Genomic DNA, 21,168 nt, shown 5'->3' with positions numbered 1-21,168 from the left:
TAATTTCCCGTATTTTCCTGCCAACTGGCGGATTTTACGTGCTTCTTTATTTGCATCTAAGCATAAATAAAGTCAAAATTTAACTGCGTGCGGCAAATCAAATCATAAGGGGAAGTAAATGCGGCTACTTGCGTCGTTTTTTTGTGCATTTTTTCTTTTAACGGCTTCAGCGGCGCCGGAAGTTCAGGCAGCTCAGAACAAGCGTCCGGCATCGGTTAAGAAAGTGAACACGACAAAAACCGCAAAAGCCCCGGCAAAGAAGGCCGCAAGCGCAAAGAAAGCCTCCAAAGGAAAGAAGAACGTCGCAGCCGCCCGCAAAACGACTAAGAAAGTTTCCTCTTCAGCCTCCCGCAAGTTTGCTTCCTCCAAACATTACGCAAAGAAGAGAAAGACCTACGCACGCCGTCACGTGAGAGGCCCCTCGTACGCTCAGCTGATGGGACTGCGCGGCTCCTCCGATCCGCTCGCGCTCTCGACCACGGCAGTGCTTGCCTATGATATGGAAAATGATCAGATTCTCTATGAGAAGAACGCCGATACCTCGCTTCCGATCGCTTCCATTACCAAGCTGATGACCGCGCTTGTGATCGTGGAGTCCGGTGTTGATCTGGATCAGAAGTTTGCTGTGACGACCGAGGATTTTGTTAAGTCAAGCGCACGCAGCAAGCTGAGAAAAGGCATGGTCCTCTCCCGCAAACAGGCGCTTCATCTGGCTTTAATGAGTTCAGACAACCGCGCAGCGCATTTCCTTGCAAGAACATTCCCGGGCGGAAAAGCCAAGTTCATTTCCGAAATGAACGCAAAGGCGGTTCTGCTTGCGATGGATGACTCGGTTTTTTACGACTCAATCGGTCTCAATAACGGTAACAAGTGTTCCGCGCTTGATCTGTCGCACTTGATCGCGGCGGCTGCCGAGCACGATGTGATTCGTGATCTTTCGACAACACCTGAAGCTTCCTTCAGCGTCGGAAAGCGTTATGTTGTGAGCCGCACAACCAATAGTTTTGTCGCTAATGACAACTGGGATATCGAACTTCAGAAAACCGGTCTGACGACGGCCGCAGGCTACTGCATGGTTATGCAGACCAATATTTCCGGACGTCCCGTGGCGATGATTTTCCTTGACGCGCCCAACAAAGCAGCCCGCAACCACGATATACAGAAGCTGCACGACTGGCTGACTAACGGCAAGATGCTGGAAACGGCCTCGCTGAATTAACAGAAGTTTCAATGATTCATCCCGCGTCCGAATGTCAGAGCATCGGCGCGGGAAAGTTTTTTTAGAGTCGGCATTATTGTCGGAATTTGCAACTGAAGAGAATGCTTGAGCGGATGAAGAGCGGTCGATGCGCTAAACTCGTGCGATATTAAAAACATACGGGAAAAGCTGTGAGAGAGATTTGTCTGGATACCGAAACCACCGGCTTCGCGGTTAAAGAAGGCGACCGCATTATCGAAATCGGCTGCGTGGAGCTGAGTGATCACGGCATCACGGATCGGAACTTTCATACTTATTTAAACCCTGAAAGAAAGATGGAAGCCGACGTGATCGAGGTGCATAAGATCACGAACGAGATGCTGGTCGACAAGCCTAAGTTTGAAGACAAGGCCGACGAATTTATCGATTTCGTCAAAGGCGCTCGTCTGATTATTCATAACGCGGCATTCGACGAGGGCTTCCTGGACGCTGAACTGGAAAAGATCGGCAAACCCAAGCTTCGCGATCTCGGGTGCGAAATTGTGGATTCTTTGGAAATCGCAAGAAGCGTCTATCCGCAGATGCACAATAACCTGGACGCGCTCTGCAAACGCCTCAATATCGATACCTCTCAGCGCGAGAGAGAGGGGCACGGTGCTCTGCTCGACGCGGAACTTCTCGCTCAGGTTTACTTGGTTCTCAAACAGCAGCAGACCTCGTTCGATATGGACGCGGCGTCTGTCGCGTCCGTTGCGCGCCACGAGAGTGTCTCCGTCGGGGAGCTTCCGGTGATCCGCGCTTCAGAAGAAGATTTAAGCGAGCATGAGCGTGTGCTGGAGATGGTCAGAAAATCCGCAAAGGGCCCCGCGCTCTACGATATTGACGAGACGGAATTTGCGCAGAAGCGTGCGGAAGAACAGAAGGAACTGGACGAGAAAGCGGCCAAGATGAAGTCGCTTCTTGAGAAACTCTGATCGGGGCGGTTCCTCGTCCGGGTTTCGCTCAATGCGTTACAGTTCGCGGGAATCAGAAAAGAGATAAAACAGCATATTGAATGTTCCGAATACGGGACACACGGACCGCCAGTATTGGTCCGCAATTGGAAAGGATTAATCGTATGACAGAAAACAGAAGAAGCCGAGGCGGCAGAAATACGCCGTTCAGATCGGCTGCGCCTCGGACAGTTCGTCCTTTGGACGCGCGCGGAATGCCTCGCGGAGAAAATAAGCCGAGGACCGCCTCTTCAGTGCCCGCGGATGTGAAGGGCGAAAAAATTCAAAAAGTACTCGCTGACGCGGGTGTCGGTTCCCGCCGGGATATGGAACAGCGCATTGCCGAGGGCAGAATCTCGGTGAACGGGGAGCCCGCTCATATCGGCCAGCGCGTCTTCCCGACCGATATCATTCGCGTGGACGGTCGAGCAGTGCGCAGAGCGAGCGTTCGCGAGAATAATGTTCCGCGTGTACTTATTTATCACAAGCCCGCAGGCGAAATCGTTTCGCGTGACGATCCGGAGGGCAGACCGACGGTTTTTGATCATCTGCCGCGCATGGGCGGAGCCCGCTGGATTAATGTGGGACGACTCGACTTTAATACCGAAGGCCTTCTTATTTTTACTACGGACGGCGCGCTCGCGAACTATCTGATGCATCCGCGCAACCGTATTGTCCGCGAATACGCGGTTCGTGTTCAAGGGACGATGTCGCCTGAAGCGAAAGAAGCGCTCCTCAAAGGCGTTAAGCTCGAAGACGGAACTGCGAAATTCGCAACGATTGAGGAGGGCGGCGGCAAAGGATTTAACCGCTGGTACAACGTGACGCTCAGCGAGGGAAGAAACCGTGAGGTTCGCCGCATGTTTGACGCGGTGGGTCTGCCGGTCTCGCGCCTGATTCGTGTGAAATACGGAGAACTGGAGCTGCAGCAGAAACTTCCGAGAGGAAAGTTTGAACAGCTGACACCGGAAGAGACTCAGGCCTGGTTTGCCGCGATCGGATATAAAGGCGGCTCAGATTCGCCCAATTCGAGAAACTCAGCCAAGAGCTCTGAAACCGGCGCAAAAGCGAAGACGCGTGCAGTCGATCCGCTGAAAAGCACGGCACACTACCTTTCCGAGGGACGTATCGAAGGGGTTCCCGCAAGACGCAGACCGAGCCGCGGCCGATTTAACTCAAAAGAAAAGTTACGATAATTCCGAATATTAGGGCAAATAAGGGTGTAGAATTACGGCAAATTATGTTAGGGCGATCTGCTGAAACAGCGAATCGGCCCTGACAGCGTGTCCGCTTTGTGTGCGAACACGTCCCTATCATAGTGTTTATAAAGATGGGCTTTGCAGCCCATTTTTTTTTGATTTTTGAAATTTAGGTGTATCGGTAAATGGCAGTTTCAGCACAGTTATTTGAGATGATCGATACCACGGTTGAAGGGTTTGGATACGAGCTTGTCGACGTGGAGAGATTAGCGCGCGGCCTGATCCGTGTCACGATCGACAAGGAAGGCGGTATTTCCCTTGACGACTGCGAACGAGTCAGCAATCAGCTTAATACGATGATGACGGTTGAAAATGTGGATTATGACCGTCTTGAAGTGTCTTCTCCGGGCGTGGAGCGTCCCCTGAAGCGCGCACGTGACTTTGTTCGGTTCGTCGGTCAGATGGTTCATGTTGAGCTGTTTACGCCGCTCATGGCGCCGGGACTTCCGGAAAACGGACGCCGTCGCATGGACGGAACGCTGCTCAGCGTTGAAGGCGAGGAGACCAATCCGGTCCTCACGCTGAAACTGTGCGAAGGACGCCTTGCACGTACACCGAGTGAAAAGAACAGATCCGCGAAGGCCGCGAAGAATAAACCGGCCGAACCGGAAGTTATTGTGAGTTTCCCCTTCAAAGATATCGAAAAAGCCAACTTGATTCCTGAGTTGGATTTCAAAGGATCGAAATAAATGAGCCGAGCTTTATTAGAAATGGTTGAAGTCCTCGCCCATGAAAAAAACGTGGACAAAAGCGTCGTACTCGGCGCACTTGAAAGCGCGCTCGCGAGCGCGGTAAAAAAATCCGAATTCCCCGGAACAGACGCTGACATCGTAGTGAAAGTCGACCCCGAGACCGGCGATCAGCAGGTCTGGCGTCAGTGGAAGATCGTGCCCGATGAGGACGGTCTGCAGGAACCCGATCGTGAAATTCTTCACTGGGAAGCCGAAGAAGACTACAGCGATCAGGGCCCGACAGAAATCGGCGACTACGTTAAAGAGCCCCTTAAAGAAGTCAATGTTACCGGCCGCCGTTTCGCGACTGATGCCAAACAGGTCATTCTCCAGAAGCTGAGAGAAGCGGAGCGTACTCAGCTGCTTAACGAATTCCTTGCCAATTACAAGGACGTTAAGATCGTGACCGGTCAGGTCAAGCGCTTTGATAAGTCCGATATGATCGTTGAAATCGGCCGTGTCGACGCTCGTCTGCCGAGAAGCGAAATGATCCCCAACGAGATCTATCGTATCAACGACCGCATTCGTGCCTACATTCTTAAGATTGATCCGACCTCTCGTCAGCAGCAGATCATCCTCAGCCGTACCTGCAACGAGTTCCTTGCCGAACTGCTTCGTCAGGTTGTGCCGGAATTCAACGAAGGCCTGCTTGAGATGAAGGGCGTAGCGCGTATCCCCGGACGCCGCGCTAAAGTCGCCGTTCAGGTTAAGGATAAGAGAATCGATCCGATCGGCAGCTGCGTCGGTGTTCGCGGCGCTCGCATTCAGAGCGTTTCTTCCGAGCTCTTCAACGAACGAGTCGACATTATCCGCTGGTCGGATCAGCCCGCTGAGTTCGTGATCAGCTCACTTTCTCCGGCAACGATTTCTTCCATCATCGTTCATGAAGATGAAGGCAGAATGGAAGTTGTGACTCCGGATGAAGAAAACACAAGAATCGCCAAGGGCACCGATTACATCAACGTGAAGCTCGCTTCGGCGCTGACCGGCTACGAGATTGACGTGATGGATCACGATCAGGCAGAGAAAAAGCGTGAAGAAGAAATCGCACCGCGCCGCAAAGAACTTATGGACGCGCTGAACGTGGACGAGGAAATCGCGCAGCTTCTGATTGAAAACGGTATTGAAACCGTTGAAGAAGTGGCTTATCTGCCGGAAGAAGAGCTCCTCAGCATCGAACAGTTTGATGAAGACCTCGTCAAGGAACTTCGTTCTGTCGCACGCAACGCTTTGATCACAAAAGCGCTCAAGAGGGAAGAGCTGCTGAAGTGGGCTGATCCCGCTTTGATCGACCTCAGCGGTATGACGACAGAAATCGCAGAGAAGCTGCATCCGGCCGGCATCACGAATCTTGAACAGCTTGCCGACTTGGCCACTGACGAGCTGGTTGAAATGACCGGTATCAGCGAAGAGAAGGCTGCGGAACTTATTACTAAGGCCCGCGAACATTGGAACCAGTAACGACGGGAGAACAATAATATATGGCAAAAAATACAGTAGAGACATTAGCCCAAACCCTTCAGATGCCCGTCAGCGTCCTGCTTGAGCAGCTTAAAGAAGCGGGACTGCCACAGTCCAAAGCGGATGATGAGATCAGTGACTCTGAAAAAGAGAAACTGATTACCGCCCTTCAGGTTGCGCGCGGTAGCGAAAAGGCCGGACAGCGCAAGATTACGCTGACCAAACGCAAAAAAACCGTGATCACTCAGTCCGGAAACGGCGGCCACGCTGTTCAGGTTGAAGTGAGAAGGCGTCATGTCCTTGTGAAGAACCCGGAAGTGGTCAGCAAGGCTCGTGAAGAAGCCGCAAAAGCGATTTCCGAACAAAAGGAAAGAGCGCGCAAAGAAATGGAAGAAGCGGCTGCACGCGCTCGTGAGGAAGCTCAGCGCAAAGCGCGTGAGGAAGCTGAAAAAGCGGCTAAGGAAAAGCTCGAAAGAGAAAAAGCTGAAGCCGCGAAACGCGCAGCTGACGCCGAACAGGCTGCTGCCCGCCGCAAAGCCGCGGAAGAGGCAAAAGCAGCCGAACAGGCTAAAGCCAAACGCGAAGCTCAGGCTAAAGAACAGGAAGTCGCCCGCGAGCGTGATTCCGCTCGTAAGGCTGCTGAAGCTGAAGCCCGCGCTATTCGTGAAATGATGTTGGCACCGAAAAAAGTTTTGAATGCGCCCAAAACCCCGACCGAAGAAAAGAAAGCCGAACCGAAGAAAGCGCATAAGAACAGTGTTAAGAAAGAAAACAAGGTTTCGAAGAAGAACGGAGACTCCTGGGGTGACGAAAACCAGAAGCGCCGTACGCTTAAAACCCGCGGCGGAGATTCCTCCGGAGACGAAAGCAGCGGCTGGAAGAATGACCGCAGATCTAAGCGCCACGCAAAGAATCAGCATCAGAACAGACCGCAGCAGAACGTGCCGCAGGAACCGATCATTCGCGACGTAGTTGTCCCGGAATCCATTACGGTTTCCGATTTGGCCATGAAGATGAGCGTTAAGGCGACCGAAGTCATCAAGACCATGATGAAACTTGGCGACATGGTGACGATCAACCAGGTTCTTGATCAGGATACGGCGATGATCGTTGTGTCGGAAATGGGGCACCGTGCGACGGCAGCTAAACCGGAAGATCCGGAAGCGTTCCTTGCCGAGGAAGAAGCAGAACTGCAGAACAAGTATCCGAAAGAGCCGAGACCTCCGGTTGTGACCATCATGGGCCACGTTGACCACGGCAAGACTTCGCTGCTTGACTACATCCGCAGAACTAAAGTTGCGGCCGGTGAAGCAGGCGGTATCACACAGCACATCGGTGCTTATCATGTGAAGACCCCGCGCGGCATTATTACATTCTTGGATACTCCAGGACACGAAGCGTTTACCGCGATGCGTGCCCGCGGCGCTCAGGCGACCGATATTGTGATTCTGGTGGTTGCGGCCGATGACGGCGTGATGCCGCAGACGAAAGAGGCTATTGCGCACGCCAAAGCGGGCAATGTGCCGATCGTGGTCGCGATCAACAAGATCGATAAGCCGGAAGCTAACCCGGAGCGCGTGAAGCAGGAACTGGTTGCTGCTGACGTTATTCCTGAAGAATACGGCGGCGATGTGCCTTTCATCTGCGTTTCCGCTAAGAGCGGACAGGGCGTGGACGAACTCTTGGAAAACGTACTTTTGCAGGCTGAAATTCTCGAACTGAAAGCCGTCAAAGAGGGCCCGGCCAAGGGTGTTGTGATTGAATCGAGACTTGACCGAGGCAAAGGCGCTGTTGCTTCTGTTCTGGTTCAGTCCGGAACACTCAAGAGAGGCGACATTGTGCTCGCCGGCGCAACATTCGGCCGCGTCAGAGCGATGCTCGATGAAAACGGCAAACAGGTTCAGCACGCAGGTCCTTCGATTCCGGTGGAGATTCAAGGTCTTTCAGGCGTTCCGCAGGCAGGCGACGAAATCCTTGTTCTGCAGGAAGAAAAGAGAGCCCGCGAACTGGCGAACTATCGTCAGGGCAAATACCGTGAAATCAAGCTCAAACACACGGCCGGCGGTCTGGATAAGATCTTTGGAGGTCCGGGAGACGGAGAAATCAAGAGCCTGCCTCTGGTCATCAAGGCCGACGTACAGGGTTCTCAGGAAGCTCTGGTACACGCGCTGACCAAACTTTCTACCAACGAAGTCAAGGTTAGCGTGGTTCATGCGGCGGTTGGCGGTATCAGCGAGTCTGATATCAACCTTGCGATTGCCAGCAATGCGGTTGTGATCGGCTTTAACGTTCGTGCCGACTCTTTGGCAAGAAAACTTGCCGAGGACAACGGTATCGATATTCGTTACTACAACATTATTTACGATGCTGTAGACGACGTGAAAGCGGCGATGGGCGGATTGCTGACGCCGGAACGTCGTGAAAACCATGTCGGTCTGGTGGAAATTCGTCAGGTCATTCACGTGCCCAAAGTGGGCTCCGTGGCAGGCTGTATGGTGCTCGAAGGGGTCGTCAAACGCAGCTCGCACGCACGTCTTTTGCGCAACAATGTCATTAAATGGACGGGAGAAATCAATTCTCTGCGCCGCTTTAAAGACGACGTTAAGGAAGTCAAGGCGGGCGCCGAGTGCGGTATCTCTCTTAAAGGCAATGACGACATTCAGGTGGACGACCGTCTTGAGATCTTTGAGGTCGAAGAGGTGGCCCGTACACTCTGATTGAATTAATCTGAGGCACAGGGAGCCTTCGGGCTCCTTTGTGTTTCGGAAGTTTTAGAAGGAGACTAAGAAATGATTAAATCAGCTAAACCGGGTCGCGCAAATCGCATTGCGGATCAGATTCAGAGAGATGTAGCCGAACTGATTCAAAAGGAAGTCAGTAACCCGAAAGCGGGGCTTGTCACGCTGACCGGCTGCGAAATCACTCCGGATTACGCACATGCGACGATTTATTTCACATCGATCGGTTCGACTCCGGAAGAAGCGACAGAAGCGCTCAACAGCGCCGCTCCGATGCTGCATTCCAGAATTTTTAAACTTCTGAAGATTCACACTGTTCCTCAGCTTCATTTTGTGTACGACAAGAGTGTTGAACGCGGCTTTGAGATGGATAAACTCATTAAAGAAGCCCGTGCTGAAGACAGTGAAAAAATTAAAGGTGAATAAGTGGGGCGCCGAAGAAAAGGTCTGAAAATTGACGGAGTTGTGCTGCTCGATAAACCCGTCGGGCTCTCAAGCAACGCAGCTCTGCAGAAGGTTAGACGAGCTTTGAACGCTCAGAAAGCCGGGCACACCGGAACGCTGGATCCGCTCGCAAGCGGTCTTCTGCCGCTTTGCTTCGGAGACGCGACTAAGTTCTCCGCTGACCTTCTTCATGCGGAAAAAGAATACGAAACGACGATTCGATTCGGTGTGAAGACGACAACCGGAGACGCTGAAGGTGAAGTGGTGAGCGAGAGAGAGCCGACCTTTGACTATCAGACCTTTTCCGAGGTCCTTGAAAACTTCAGAGGCGAAATCGAGCAGGTTCCGCCAATGTACTCCGCCCTGAAAAAGGACGGAGTTCCGCTTTATAAATTAGCAAGAAAAGGCGAGGAGATCGAGAGAAAGCCTCGTAAAGTAGTAATATCCACACTTGACGTTTTGGACTTTAATCCGCCCGAAGCGACTCTTGTGGTGCGCTGCTCTAAGGGCACTTATATTCGTGTGCTTGGAGAGGACATCGGAGAGGCGCTTGGCTGCGGAGCCCATTTGAAATCATTAAGAAGAACCGCCGTTGGTGATCTGAGAATTTCGGAGAGTGTCACGCTCGCGGATTTTGAAGCGATGAGCGAAGAAGAAAGACTAAAAGTGCTTCTGCTGCCGGATCGGCTGCTCAGCACTTTGGTGCGCATCGATTTGGACGAGGCGCAGACCGAGAGATTTAGTCATGGGGGAAAAGTTTTCGTCGACGAGTCCGGACCCGAGGAAAAGGTCCGAGTTTACGGAATTCGTCCGGACGGAGAAAGATTTTTAATGGGCGTCGGCCGACTTGAATCCAATCAGGAGCTGATTCCCGAACGTTTGTGCGCATTTGCAGCAGAATAACTGAACTTAAATTTTTATATGACTCGAGCGATTAGAAATATTGCGATTATTGCCCACGTTGACCACGGCAAAACGACTTTGGTGGACAAACTGCTTCAGCAGTCCGGCACCTTCCGTGAGAACCAGGCGGTGGCCGAACGTGTGATGGATAGTAATGACATTGAACGCGAACGCGGCATTACCATTTTGGCCAAGAACTGTGCGGTTGAATATCAGGGCACCCACATCAACATTATTGACACACCGGGACACGCGGACTTCGGCGGAGAAGTCGAACGTGTGCTTTCTATGGTTGACGGTGTGCTGCTTCTGGTGGACGCGGTCGAAGGCCCGATGCCTCAGACGCGCTTTGTCACGAAGAAGGCTTTGGCCCAGGGTCTCAAGCCGATTGTTGTGATCAACAAGATTGACCGTCCCGGCGCTCGTCCGGATTGGGTCATTAATCAGACGTTTGACCTCTTTGACAAACTCGGCGCAACCGAGGAACAGCTGGATTTCCCGGTCATTTACGCATCTGCTTTGAACGGTTTTGCGGGCTACACCGAAGACGTGGAAGAGCTCAAGAAGATCGGCAATATGAAAGCCGTCTTTGACACTATTATCGAAAAGGTTCCGGTTCGTGACGACGATCCGAACGGTCCGCTTCAGATGCAGATCTCTTCCCTTGACTATTCGAGCTATGTCGGCAAGATCGGCATCGGCCGTATCAAGAGAGGCCGCATCAAACCGCTTCAGGAAGTTCTGATCATGAACGGTCCGGACTCTACGCCTAAGCGCGCTAAAGTCAATCAGGTTCTCAAGTTCCAGGGCCTGGAAAGAAAACTGGTTGATGAAGCTGAAGCAGGTGATATCGTTCTGATCAACGGTATTGATGAGATCGGCATCGGCACCACGCTGTGCGACGTCAACCACCCGGATGCGCTTCCGCTTCTGCATGTTGACGAACCGACGCTCACTATGAACTTCCATGTCAACACTAGTCCGCTTGCCGGCAAAGAAGGCAAGTTCGTGACCAGCCGTCAGATCAGAGAGCGTCTTGAGCGCGAACTGAAGTCCAATGTGGCTCTGCGCATGAAACCGACCGCTAACGAAGGCGTGTTTGAGGTTGCGGGCCGCGGTGAACTTCACCTTACGATTCTGATTGAGAATATGCGCCGCGAAGGTTATGAACTTGCGGTTTCCAGACCGCGCGTGCTTTACAAAGAAGTTGACGGCGTGAAGATGGAACCGTTTGAATCTCTGACCGTGGACGTTGAAGAAACGCATCAGGGCCCCGTGATGGAAGAACTCGGCCGCCGCAAGGGCGACCTGCAGGATATGCAGCCGGACGGAAAAGGCCGTGTGCGTCTAGAGTACAAGATTCCTGCCAGAGGCCTAATCGGCTTCCAGAACGATTTTCTGACCATGACGCGCGGTACCGGCGTGATGAGTCACGTTTTTGACGAATATGCTCCTGTAAAATCCGGCGATCTCGGCGAAAGACGCAACGGCGCTATTATCAGTCAGGACGACGGCAATGCGGTTGCTTACGCCTTGTGGAAGATTCAGGAACGCGGCCGCCTCTTTATCGGCCCGGGAGAACCGATTTACGAAGGTATGGTTATCGGTATCCACTCTCGTGACAACGACATCGTTGTGACCCCGATTAAGGGCAAACAGCTGACCAATATTCGTGCTTCCGGCACTGACGAAGCGATTCGTCTGGTTCCGCCGATTCAGCTCACGCTTGAAAGCGCGGTTGAATTCATTAACGACGACGAACTTGCGGAAATCACTCCGAAGAGCATTCGCATTCGCAAACGCTGGCTCAAAGAGTTCGAAAGACGCCGTGCGGCACGCGGAGACGAACGCGTTGGCCCCGGAATTTAATTCCGACGATCCTTGTCCCTGCGGCAGCGGCAAATGCTTCGGTGTTTGCTGCGGGCCGCTTTTAAAAGGCGCTCCCGCATCTGATGCTCGAGCGCTTATGCGTTCCAGGTACACCGCATTTGTGCTCAAGGATGTCGATTATTTACTGCAAACCTGGCATGAAACCACTCGCCCTAAGAACCTTGAACTTGACGAGACGGTCTGGAAATCTCTGAAAGTATCTGTGTATCTGCCGCTCTCAGAAACAAGCGCCCGCGTGAAGTTCGCAGCCAAAGGTGCTGATCTTGAGGGCCGCGCCTTTACGCTTCGCGAGGACAGCCGTTTTGTTAAGGAAAACGGGCGATGGTATTACGTTGATGGGAAATTTAAATAGTGCCTGATACAACAATTCTGAATCCGCAGGACTGGCGTTTCTGTGTCGCTCCGATGCTTGATTTGACAGATCGCCATTGCCGCTATTTTCATCGCCTTCTGACCAAGCGGGCGCGCCTTTATACAGAAATGGTAACGACCGGTGCTCTGGTGCACGGAGATGTCCCGCATCACTTGGATTTTTCTCCTGAGGAGCATACGGTAGCACTGCAGTTAGGCGGCTCAGACCCGAAGGACTTGGCGCACGGCGCCGCGCTGGCAGAGAAATGGGGCTATGACGAAGTGAATCTTAACTGCGGCTGTCCCTCTGAGCGCGTGCAGAAGGGCTCTTTCGGAGCGTGCCTGATGTCTGAGCCGAACCTTGTCGCAGACTGCGTCAAAGCGATGCAGGACGCCTGCAGCGTTCCCGTCACAGTGAAGCACCGTATTGGAATCGATCAGATTGAAGAGTATGCCTTCGTCAGAGATTTTGTCGGAACGCTCTATGAGGCCGGCGTACGAGTTTTTATTGTTCACTCGAGAAACGCTTGGCTTAAGGGGCTTTCCCCGAAAGAAAATCGAGAAGTGCCGCCGCTTCGCCGTGGAGTTGTTTATCAGCTGAAGAAAGACTTCCCGGATGCAATTATCGTGATCAACGGAGCGATTCCGGATCTCGGAGTCGCAGATGAACAGCTCAAACATGTTGACGGCGTGATGCTTGGCAGAGCGGCCTACTATACGCCTTGGCTGCTTGCGGATGTTGACGCGAGAATTTACGGCGACGAGCATGAACCCGTGACGCGCGAGCAGGTGATTGATGAGATGGAGCGCTATGTTCGTCTGATTAAACCTGACGATCATTCGCTTCGTGCGGCCTGCCGTCACATGCATGGCCTTCTGACCGGATTGGCGGGCGCCAAGGTCTGGAGACGCACGCTGAGCGATGCCGCTCTGATTCGTGAGAAGGGTGCGGATATCTTCCGCTACGCTTACGGTAAGGCCGGCTGGACTGACGTGGATCAGTTTTCGGCTGAGGACAGCGAGTTCTTCTCCTAACCAATAAAGCAAAAACCTCATTCACTGTGAAATGAGGTTTTTGTGTCGGGCAGGTCATATTGAATGGTCTGTCTGATTTTTTTTGAGGGGAATAAATCCTCTCAAAACATAATTACTGAGCAGCTTTCAGGATTGCTTCGGCAGCTGTTGTATTAAAGAAATAGCGGCGGCTTTCAAGGGTTGTGCCCTTAGCGAAGAATTTGCCCGGACGGAAAATCTTGTCGCCTTTAGAAGGAGCAATGAAGGCGAGCTTGGAAACACCGCTTTCGTTGGAATCAATGCCGTATTCAGCCGGAGTGACTTCCTTAGGCATTGTCAGGACAGCCGCATGTGTCTTGGGGCTGTTAACGAGGACCCAGGAGCCTTTTGCAACAGAGGGTTCTCCTGTCGGCGTGCAGAACATGGTGTCGCGTTTGACCGGAGTTACAGAGAATGTGCCGCTCTTAGCCTTCGGATCATTGCCGTCGAACATAATGCCGTAAGCGTGGCCGGAGACGCGCTTCAGGCAGAACGGAATCTTGTTGAAGTTTGTCAGCAGCTCGCTGCTGGTTTTAGCGCTGGTGAAGTTTTCGTTAACCGGCATAACCATTTCGTCGTTCAGGAACGTCGTGTCGGCTTTATAAGCGATGGAGCCCTGAGGGAATGTGGCATTTCCAACTCGTTCGACTTCAGCGAGGTCTCCGCCCTGGCGGTTTTTGAGGAAGGAAGCGATCTTAAGGCCGCTGACATCATAAGCTCTCAGCTTGAACGCAAGCGAGATCGGCTGCTTGCTATTGCCGTATTTCAGAAGCGCATCGCCGTTTTTTTCAAAAGAAACGGAAATCGGCTGAGCCAGAGAAACTTTTGCTGCGGTCGTCGCAACATAGCCAACATCCATCTGAGCAGGGATGAGACCGAGCGTGCCTTTGTCCTGTTTCAGAAGAAGAGGAGTGGCTCCTTTCTTCGGTTTTTTACCTGCAACAACGCTCCATGCTGAAGTATTTTTCCCGTCGATCACCCAAATCGGGGAGGAGGTCATAATGGATTGTGTTGTTTGATTAAGAGCAACGGGTTCTTTATTTGAGGAACCGAACAAATCGGAGAGAAAATCTGCGTGGCTCAATGAGGCAAAGGAAATAAGTGAAAGTGCGACAGCTGACTGTGCCGATAAAAGTTTGAGATTCACGATGACCTCTGAAAATTAACAAAAATAACAAAAAAGAATGCTAGCGCAAATATTCGTAAAACCTAAAGGTTGCACTAACAAAAAACCTAAATGAGGGCCAAATACTGAGATACAAAGTGCCACTTAGGCGGTACAGGGTTTAGGATTACTTTTGAGGCAGTAGTTCTTAGATACAAATGGAAGGGGTGTTTTTGATGGTTTGTAATTATTTCGTCATAAAGCGCTAATAGAATTGCCCCGTTTAAAAATTTGAATTTTAGTATGGATACCTTTTTAACCTGTACGATGCTCTTTCTGATGCTGTTGGCGTGCGTTAATTTGTTCGTTGGCGTCAGTAACGATGCAGTCAATTTTCTGAGTTCAGCGCTTGGCTCTAGAACAGCGCGTTACAACGTGGTGTTGGGTGTAGCTGCCGCCGGCGTACTTTTAGGGTGTACGTTCTCAAGCGGCATGATGGAGATCGCCAGAAGCGGTATTTTCAATCCCCAGCTGTTTACCTTTTGGGATGTCATGCTGATCTTCTTTGCGGTCATGCTGACAGATGTCCTTCTGTTGGATACGTTTAATTCCCTCGGTCTTCCGACCTCCACAACCGTATCGATAGTATTTGAGCTTTTAGGCGCAGCGGTGATTTCCGCAGCCTACAAACTGTGGGTCAGCAGCGGCTCCCTTGCCGGTCTCGGTGCCTATATCAATAATGAAAAGGCATTTACGATTATTACCGCGATTTTGGTTTCAGTTGCCATTGCATTTACCTTCGGCGCTGTGATTCAGTGGCTGATTCGCGTCATTTTCTCTTTTAAATATCAAAAAGTTTATCGATTCTTAGGCGGTATATATTCCGGCCTCTGCATTACTGCGATTTTCTACTTCCTCATCATGAAGGGCGCAAAGGGCGCTTCCTTTATGACGCCTGAGCTGCTCAGCTTCCTTGACAGCAATACTTCAACCATTCTTTGGTCATGTTTCATCGGTGTCTCTGCGGTCTTCCAGCTGCTGATTTGGTTCTTTAACTTTAATGCGCTGCGCGTGGTGATTCTTGCGGGCACTTTCGCGCTGGCGTTCGCGTTCGCGGGCAACGACCTTGTGAACTTCGTCGGCGTTCCGCTTGCCGCGATGCAGTCCGTAGACATTGCGGCGGCAGCTAAGGCCGCGAACGAAGCACTGACACCTCAGACCCTTTACATGGGCGCACTGAAGGAATCCGTACGCACACCGACCATTTACCTGGTTCTCTCGGGTCTTATCATGGTCCTCACACTGTGGTTCAGTCCGAAAGCCAAACGCGTGGTGCAGACTGCGATTAATTTGTCCGCAAGCGAAAGAAGCGACAAGGAGCAGTTCGGTGCGACAACGGGCGGCCGCGTGATGGTGCGCTCCGCGCTCAGCGCAAAGAAGATTCTGAATCAGCTGCTTCCGGACAGTGTGCTGCGCGGCATTGACTCTCGTTTTGAAAAGCCGCGTCTGAAAAAAGGCGAGATCGCGCTGCCCTTTGACGAGGTGCGTGCGTCGGTCAATCTGGTTTTAGCCAGTATCCTGATCGCGGTAGCCACTTCAATGAAGCTTCCTTTGTCCACAACCTATGTGACCTTTATGGTTGCCATGGGTTCTTCTCTTGCCGACGGTGCATGGGACAGAGAGACGGCGGTTTATCGAATTTCCGGCGTTATGGCCGTGATCAGCGGATGGTTCCTGACCGGCTTTACCGCGTTTATTCTTGCCGGTATTGCCGTACTGCTCTGCATTTGGTTCGGGCCGTGGTTTATGGTGCTCGGCGGTATCCTCGTGATCATTCGTCTCTTCAAGAGCAACTTCTTCCCGAAGAAAGAGAAGGTTATTGAGACAGAGGGAATTGAGCCGGGAATGGCTCGTGAGGAACTGAGACTGAAGCTCAATCATGCGATCGCCAACAACTTAGACGACACGGTTTCCATTTTCTCTACGGCCATGACCAACTTCCTTGCCGAGGACTATGAGGAACTGAAGAAAACCCGTCTCAGAGCGCAGGGCCTTCTCGATAAGATTTCTTATATGCGAAGCCAGTACTATCTGATGTTTGTACGAGGCGAGGGTCCGAGCAAGGATTACGACGCTCGAAACTATTATTACCGTACCTTCTCCAACATGAAGGACGTCGCTCAGGATCTGCGCAATACGCTTTCTCAGATGGAGGATCATCTGGCGAATTCTCATTCGGTCTTTAAGGGCGTTCTGCGCAGCAATCTGCTCCAGGCTTTGAACGAGCTGACCGGACTTGAGCATACGCTTTCCAAGTATGTTGAAGCCGGCGAAATTTCAGATGATATCCTGCTGAGACTCTCCGACACCAATCTTGAAGAAGTCAACAAGTTCCAGATCGTGCTGATGAAACAGATTGAAGAGCATCAAATGCCGCTGCACCGCAGTGAGCTTTATCTGAGCATCCTGCAGCTTTATCGCGAAATCGTGAACCGCTATACGGTTATCGTGCTTCTGCAGAGAGAACTGAACTTTGTTCTTTCTGACCCGGATCGTGATAACGGCGCTCCTGAGTACGCCGTAGAACAGAAGTAAGATACTCAGCTCAATCAGCCGCATCTTCAAAAGGGATGCGGCTTTTTTTACGTTGCAGAAAATGAGACAAATAAGATTGGGAATATTGAGAGATTAGTGAAAACTCTAACGCTAGCTCTTGTTGTTACACTTTTTAAAGATTTGACGTAACTATCGCTTTGTCTTTGCTGTAAACCTCAATAAATTTCAAAAAAGATATACAAGAAATATCTATGAGACAGTTTCCTTAGGATATTTATCGGGTTTATCCGTAGATTGAACAGATTAATCTGTCCTTGTTTTGACACCCCAATACAAGGAACAAATGAATATGTCTAAAGGACTAGTCGACTTATCCGTTTCTCGGCGTGTTCTCTTGAAAAACACTGCAGCGACGGCTGCCGCAGCTGCAATGCCCAGCTTGTCTATGACAGCGGCAGCCGAAGAAATTAAGAAACTTGAAAAGGAAGGTTGGAGCAAACATCCGGTCGCCTGCACGATGTGCGGCGCATTTTGCGGTCTTCTGGCGATGAAGAAGGAAGGTGCGGTGGTTTCGGAAAGTACGGTCCGAATTTTCCCAAATCCCGGGCATCCGCAGCAAGGTTACTGCGGACGAGGCGCTGCCGCGATGTGGGTATGGAACCATCCGCTTCGTCTTCGCAAGCCGCTGAAGCGCGTCGGAGAGCGGGGCGAGGGCAAGTTTGAAGAAGTGACTTGGGATGAAGCGCTGGATGCGATCGCCTCTAAACTCAGGAAACTTGTTGAAGAGAACGGAGAAAGCTGCATCAGTACGACATCTCACTCGTTCTCCGGCTTCAGCAAATGGCTGACCTTCCCATTAGGCTCACCCAACGATATCGGGCATCAGTCTACCTGTAATCTCGGCGGCATTGCGGCTCGAGACTGGGTATTTGGAAAAGGCTTCAGCGGCGCAGGAAAACTCGAACCCGATTACGCGCACCTGCGTTATCTTCTGCTGATCGGAAGATCGATGGGAAGCTCCATGGGCGCTCTTCACACGCTGAACGAAGCAAGAGCATGCGGCTGCCACGTTGTGGCGATCGATCCGAGAATGCCGGACATTGCATACGGCAATGCGGATTGGGTCGGTATTCGCCCCGGAACCGATGCCGCGTTTGTCTTAGGTCTTATCAATCAAATGATTGAGAACAAGACATTTGACAAAGAATTTTTAATCCGTCACACCAACGGCGCTTATCTCATTAAATCAAACGGCACGCCGCTTACAGAGGCTGACTTCCGCAAGGACGGAAGTACTTCCGTTTTTGTTGTCGCCAACAGTGCCGGAACACTTTCTCTTCGTTCGGTAAAGAGAGACGAAAAAGGAGCCGCGATTGGTTTTATTGAAGACGAGAACTTTAAACCGGAACTCGAATTCAGCGGCGAAGCGATTCTTGCAAACGGAGAAAAAGAGCCTGTCAGAACCGCTTTTAGCGTGCTTAAAAAGCTTGCGAGCGAATACACACCTGAAAAGGTCCAGGAAATCACTGGCATTCGTCCTGAAGCGCTTAAGGGCATTGCTTTTGACTATGCCAACAATAAGGGCTGTATCGACGATGGCTGGTATACCTCTAAGAACGGAACCGACGTGGAGCTTTATCAGCTTATCTGCATTGCCAACGCGATGAACGGCAATATCGATCAGCCCGGCGGCCTGATCGTAACTGCCGGTGCGGGCTTTAAGGTTCCGAGCGTAGCCGCAGGCAAAGGTCCGAACGGCGAAACCTGGGCTATGGCTAAAGAAAAGCGAATCGATAAGATTGTCTATCCCGAAACGTCCGGTACTTATTCGGTTGCGCTTGACGCAGCGGTTTCCGGAAAACCCTATCCGATTAAAGCGGCCTTCTTTGTCGGCACGACCATGTTCCATCGCCAGGCGGATGCGAAAAAACTCGCGGAAAACCTTAAAAAGCTGGATTTGGTAGTTGTTCAAGACGTGCTGCCTCAGGAACTTGTGGATTACGCCGATTATGTGCTGCCCGCCACGTACTTCATGGAACGCAGAGATATGTCCGGCGTTAAATGGGCTCGAGACGGATCGATTTATCTCTCAGACCCGCAGCTCACTCCGCCTAAAGGCTGTGAAGCGCGTCATGATGTCTGGATTCTTTTGGAGATTTTGCGCAGAGCATATCCCGAAAGAGCCGAGCACGTCGGCTACAAGGGATGCAAAACCGCAGAGGAATTCAACGCTTACTTCGGCGCTTTTGTTGACCGCGGCTACAAGAAGTTCCTGGATGACTGCGAAAAGAAAAAGCCCGGAAGCGCAGAAGCGATTCGTAAGTCGATCAGCGAAAACGGCTGGGCTACGATTAAGACCAAGAAATACGGCGAATATCCTTATTTGAAGCCGTTTGGTACTCCGACCGGCAAAGTTGAGATTTACGGCTTTAAGTCGTTCTCTAAACCCGGATACGCTCAGGCGATCGCTCCGATTTCCGGCTACATCCCGTCTCCGGCTTATACGCAGCCCAAAGCCGATTCCAATGAATTTATTTTGGTTTCCGGCAAGAACTGCGTGACCTGCTCCGGTCTCAATATGTTTACACAGCCCACTCGCTTCATGGGTGACCGTACTGTCTGGATGAATCCGCAAGATGCGGCTCGCCTCGGCATCAGAAACGGCGACATGATTGAAGTGGAGGGCATGGACTCCGGCTATAAAGCCAATACGCAGGTCACGGTCACCAAACGAGTCGTTCCGGGCGCGGTCTTCGCCTATGGTTTTTCCGGCGGTGTCCGAACAAAAACACTGATCAAGGATCCGAACTATCAGTTCGTGAAAGAAGGTATTAATTCGCACTGGTACGACACAGGTTATGCCCAGCCGGTAGTCGGCAATGTCGCCAACAACTCCGCAGTGCGCATCAACAAGGTGAGAGGATAACTATCATGAGTGAATCTAAGAAACAGTTGGCTCATTTGTTTGACGCAACTCAGTGTATCGGCTGCGGTGCGTGCGTGTTGGCCTGTTCTCAGACGAATTTCCCGGAGATGTTGAATCGATCCATTCCGAAACGAAATTGGCCCGCTTCCAATATCCGTAAAGTTCAGTCCGAAGTTCGTCGTCCGGTGACGCTGCTGGTTCAGTGCCAGCAGTGTTCGGATGCACCCTGCGTTAGAACGTGTCCGTTCGGCGCGAACTACTATGACGAAAACGGTTTAGTTCGTACTGATCCGAATAAGTGTGTCGGATGCAATTACTGCATCGCAAGCTGTCCCTATGATGCGCGCTGGTCGCATCCGGACAGCGGACTGCCGATGAAATGTATCGGAGAGGGCTGCATGAAGCTCATTGAGAACGGCGAACAGCCTGCCTGTGTTAAGGCTTGCCCGGCAGGTGCCCGAGCGTTTGGCGACATCAATGATCCGAATTCTTTGATCGCGCAGAGAATCCGTCAGTCCAAAACAGAAACACTGATGCCTCAGAAAGGCACTCGTCCCAACTTCTTCGTAGTGGTGTAAATATGACAAACATCGCCGATTTTAATTTAATGACAACTCAGCTTGAAGCCGCGCACTGGGGCTGGACGATCGCCTTATTCCTCTGGGCGGTCGGACTTTCCGGCATGGGCTTTTTCCTCAACTATTGGGTTCGCCAGAAAAAGTTTGTGTACCTTTTGACGGCGGCCGCCATTATCGGCACGCTGCTCGTGGTCAGCCATCTGGCAAGAATGCTGAACCTTCCGTTTGCGGTTTTAAGTTCCGTCTTTGATATGGCGCTTAACCTCAGCTCCTGGATGTTCATTGGTATTTGTCTGCTGTCGCTGCTCTGCGTCGGTTCGCTCTTTTACTCGATGATCTGTGCCGGGATTTTGTTCAAGGGTGAGAAGTGGCAGCAGATGGCTGATTCCAATTGGTTCAACGGCATCTTTTCCGTGCTTGGCGCGGCCTGCACGGTGTACTCGGGTTTCCTGCTGACTCAGGCCGTAGGTATTCCTTTCTGGAATTCAGCCATTATTCCGATTCTTTGGATTATCTCTGGCATGGCCTGTTCCGTTGGCGCAATTGAGCTTCTGATGGTATTCGGTCAGATTGACGCAAACCGCGTTAAGTGGAGCCGCACAACTTCTATTTGGGTTGAAATCGCCGAGCTTCTGACGATCTTTGCCTTCCTGCATGTATCGCTGTCCTCCAATATGGAAGCGGCAAGAGTGGGCGCAGAGAGCCTCCTTTACGGTCCTAACGCGCTGATGTTCTGGCTTGGCGTGATTCTATTCGGCAGTTTAGTGCCGCTCGTTGCCACGATCCTGACCAGAAGTCATAAGGTATTGGTCTGCACTGCCGTCTTGGGCATTATCGGGGCTCTGCTTCTGAGAGCGTCCGTTCTTTTTGCCGGCTACTATGATCCGATTCTGATGTAACAGTAAGACCGAAACTGCGGTCTGATAAAACCGGAGACTGCCGCAGCGCGGCTCTCCGGTTTTTTGCGCCTTTCGCAGATGTAC

The 21,168-nt window shown here is 51.7% G+C and carries 16 protein-coding genes; 15 read left to right on the top strand and 1 reads right to left on the bottom strand.

What is annotated here, in order from left to right; all coding sequences use genetic code 11:
- Positions 1 to 118: 118 nt before the first annotated feature.
- From AC6I1F_RS08545 to dusA, 11 genes are all read left to right on the top strand, one after another.
- On the top strand, positions 119 to 1,219 hold the full coding sequence (locus AC6I1F_RS08545) for a D-alanyl-D-alanine carboxypeptidase family protein (RefSeq protein ID WP_251450874.1): 1,101 nt from the start codon (positions 119 to 121) through the stop codon (positions 1,217 to 1,219).
- 170 nt (positions 1,220 to 1,389) lie between these two features.
- Entirely contained in the window at positions 1,390 to 2,172 is a 783-nt protein-coding gene (gene dnaQ / locus AC6I1F_RS08540) for a DNA polymerase III subunit epsilon (RefSeq protein ID WP_289077521.1), read from the top strand.
- Positions 2,173 to 2,315: 143 nt separating this feature from the next.
- Positions 2,316 to 3,386: a 23S rRNA pseudouridine(2605) synthase RluB gene (gene rluB / locus AC6I1F_RS08535; protein WP_497801737.1), complete on the top strand. Its 1,071-nt coding sequence runs from the start codon at positions 2,316 to 2,318 to the stop codon at positions 3,384 to 3,386.
- A gap of 188 nt (positions 3,387 to 3,574) precedes the next feature.
- Positions 3,575 to 4,138, top strand: a complete 564-nt coding sequence (rimP, locus tag AC6I1F_RS08530) for a ribosome maturation factor RimP (protein WP_497801736.1) — start codon at positions 3,575 to 3,577, stop codon at positions 4,136 to 4,138.
- Entirely contained in the window at positions 4,139 to 5,641 is a 1,503-nt protein-coding gene (gene nusA, locus AC6I1F_RS08525; RefSeq protein WP_289162840.1) for a transcription termination factor NusA, read from the top strand. It abuts the gene before it with no gap.
- 20 nt (positions 5,642 to 5,661) lie between these two features.
- Positions 5,662 to 8,358 (top strand): translation initiation factor IF-2, encoded by a 2,697-nt coding sequence (infB, locus tag AC6I1F_RS08520; RefSeq protein WP_497801735.1) that lies wholly within the window; start codon positions 5,662 to 5,664, stop codon positions 8,356 to 8,358.
- 72 nt (positions 8,359 to 8,430) lie between these two features.
- Positions 8,431 to 8,805 (top strand): 30S ribosome-binding factor RbfA, encoded by a 375-nt coding sequence (gene rbfA / locus AC6I1F_RS08515; protein WP_160334339.1) that lies wholly within the window; start codon positions 8,431 to 8,433, stop codon positions 8,803 to 8,805.
- Complete coding sequence (truB, locus tag AC6I1F_RS08510) at positions 8,806 to 9,726, top strand: tRNA pseudouridine(55) synthase TruB (RefSeq protein WP_251450868.1); 921 nt, start codon at positions 8,806 to 8,808, stop codon at positions 9,724 to 9,726.
- An 18-nt stretch (positions 9,727 to 9,744) separates the two neighbouring features.
- Entirely contained in the window at positions 9,745 to 11,595 is a 1,851-nt protein-coding gene (typA, locus tag AC6I1F_RS08505; protein WP_160334337.1) for a translational GTPase TypA, read from the top strand.
- Complete coding sequence (locus tag AC6I1F_RS08500; RefSeq protein WP_289162843.1) at positions 11,579 to 11,968, top strand: YchJ family protein; 390 nt, start codon at positions 11,579 to 11,581, stop codon at positions 11,966 to 11,968. The genes typA and AC6I1F_RS08500 overlap by 17 nt, the downstream gene beginning before the upstream one ends.
- Complete coding sequence (dusA, locus tag AC6I1F_RS08495) at positions 11,965 to 13,002, top strand: tRNA dihydrouridine(20/20a) synthase DusA (RefSeq protein WP_370455735.1); 1,038 nt, start codon at positions 11,965 to 11,967, stop codon at positions 13,000 to 13,002. Before AC6I1F_RS08500 ends, dusA begins: the two co-directional genes overlap by 4 nt.
- A 112-nt stretch (positions 13,003 to 13,114) precedes the next feature.
- Here dusA and AC6I1F_RS08490 read toward each other — a convergent pair whose 3' ends face one another.
- Entirely contained in the window at positions 13,115 to 14,167 is a 1,053-nt protein-coding gene (locus AC6I1F_RS08490; protein ID WP_497801734.1) for a hypothetical protein, read from the bottom strand.
- A 261-nt stretch (positions 14,168 to 14,428) separates the two neighbouring features.
- On the opposite strand from AC6I1F_RS08490, the gene AC6I1F_RS08485 reads away from it, so the two are divergent.
- The 4 genes from AC6I1F_RS08485 to nrfD all read left to right on the top strand — a co-directional run bounded on the left by AC6I1F_RS08485 (position 14,429) and on the right by nrfD (position 21,084).
- Complete coding sequence (locus tag AC6I1F_RS08485; protein WP_160334335.1) at positions 14,429 to 16,720, top strand: inorganic phosphate transporter; 2,292 nt, start codon at positions 14,429 to 14,431, stop codon at positions 16,718 to 16,720.
- Positions 16,721 to 17,030: 310 nt separating this feature from the next.
- The gene (locus AC6I1F_RS08480) at positions 17,031 to 19,607 is read left to right on the top strand and encodes a molybdopterin-containing oxidoreductase family protein (RefSeq protein WP_304643103.1); all 2,577 of its coding nucleotides are present in this window, start codon (positions 17,031 to 17,033) and stop codon (positions 19,605 to 19,607) included.
- Between the two features lie 5 nt (positions 19,608 to 19,612).
- Positions 19,613 to 20,185: a 4Fe-4S dicluster domain-containing protein gene (locus AC6I1F_RS08475; RefSeq protein WP_251450857.1), complete on the top strand. Its 573-nt coding sequence runs from the start codon at positions 19,613 to 19,615 to the stop codon at positions 20,183 to 20,185.
- Positions 20,186 to 20,187: 2 nt separating this feature from the next.
- Positions 20,188 to 21,084 (top strand): NrfD/PsrC family molybdoenzyme membrane anchor subunit, encoded by an 897-nt coding sequence (gene nrfD / locus AC6I1F_RS08470; RefSeq protein ID WP_202074519.1) that lies wholly within the window; start codon positions 20,188 to 20,190, stop codon positions 21,082 to 21,084.
- Positions 21,085 to 21,168 lie beyond the last annotated feature (84 nt).

This window comes from Parasutterella sp. St.1A3 (genome assembly GCF_059728705.1).
This window is presented reverse-complemented; position numbering and strand designations above follow the sequence as displayed.

What these genes read in the sequence shown, in the direction of transcription:
- AC6I1F_RS08545 (WP_251450874.1), top strand. Translation starts at nt 119, where the DNA reads ATGCGGCTACTTGCGTCGTTTTTTTGTGCATTTTTTCTTTTAACGGCT.
- rluB (WP_497801737.1), top strand. Translation starts at nt 2,316, where the DNA reads ATGACAGAAAACAGAAGAAGCCGAGGCGGCAGAAATACGCCGTTCAGA.
- rimP (WP_497801736.1), top strand. Translation starts at nt 3,575, where the DNA reads ATGGCAGTTTCAGCACAGTTATTTGAGATGATCGATACCACGGTTGAA.
- nusA (WP_289162840.1), top strand. Translation starts at nt 4,139, where the DNA reads ATGAGCCGAGCTTTATTAGAAATGGTTGAAGTCCTCGCCCATGAAAAA.
- infB (WP_497801735.1), top strand. Translation starts at nt 5,662, where the DNA reads ATGGCAAAAAATACAGTAGAGACATTAGCCCAAACCCTTCAGATGCCC.
- rbfA (WP_160334339.1), top strand. Translation starts at nt 8,431, where the DNA reads ATGATTAAATCAGCTAAACCGGGTCGCGCAAATCGCATTGCGGATCAG.
- typA (WP_160334337.1), top strand. Translation starts at nt 9,745, where the DNA reads ATGACTCGAGCGATTAGAAATATTGCGATTATTGCCCACGTTGACCAC.
- AC6I1F_RS08485 (WP_160334335.1), top strand. Translation starts at nt 14,429, where the DNA reads ATGGATACCTTTTTAACCTGTACGATGCTCTTTCTGATGCTGTTGGCG.
- AC6I1F_RS08480 (WP_304643103.1), top strand. Translation starts at nt 17,031, where the DNA reads ATGTCTAAAGGACTAGTCGACTTATCCGTTTCTCGGCGTGTTCTCTTG.
- AC6I1F_RS08475 (WP_251450857.1), top strand. Translation starts at nt 19,613, where the DNA reads ATGAGTGAATCTAAGAAACAGTTGGCTCATTTGTTTGACGCAACTCAG.
- nrfD (WP_202074519.1), top strand. Translation starts at nt 20,188, where the DNA reads ATGACAAACATCGCCGATTTTAATTTAATGACAACTCAGCTTGAAGCC.